This is a genomic window from Herbiconiux daphne (genome assembly GCF_024979295.1).
In the GTDB taxonomy this organism is placed as follows: Bacteria; Actinomycetota; Actinomycetes; order Actinomycetales; family Microbacteriaceae; genus Herbiconiux; species Herbiconiux daphnes.
On record NZ_JANLCJ010000773.1, the window covers coordinates 1 to 531 of the forward strand.

The 531-nt window shown below is 35.4% G+C and carries 1 protein-coding gene; it reads right to left on the minus strand.

The genetic code is table 11. The features are described 5' to 3' along the window. On the minus strand, positions 1 to 329 hold a 329-nt coding region (locus N1032_RS27615), incomplete at its 3' end, for a hypothetical protein (protein WP_259543925.1). Positions 330 to 531: the final 202 nt, after the last annotated feature.

The window sequence follows — 531 nt, forward strand, 5'->3', positions numbered from 1 at the left end:
TTCACCTTATCAAATTCAGCTTGTGTAGTAGCACCAGCTTCATAAACACCAGCACGTTTAACACCATCAAACACAAACTTTTCAGGATTGTGATTAGGTCTATTTCGATTATAACTCTCTCGCCTTTGTTGTCGGATAGCTTCAATATTCTTTTCAGCGTGTAGCTTCTTCTTATTCAGATGACAACCAACACAAACATAGCCTTTCTGATTGGTGTAAATTTCATAACTCCCACATTTGGGGCATGGTGTATCAGCTAAAAATGTTTTATTTCCAATTCGCTTGGCTTCTTCTTTCAGTGGTTTTAGTACGGCAAAATTTCTACTCAATTAAAAATCCTTATACTGGTTTGGAGTATGACTTTTGAAAAGTACCCACGTTTTTACGTGAATAACTCAAACCAATTATTCATTTTCCAGATTATGACGACGTTTCACTAATTCATTTTGCCAATCTTTTTTATTGTGCTGTCGTTTACACTCTACACAACGTTTATTCAGTGAATAGCGTAGAGTTGAACCACATTTTTTA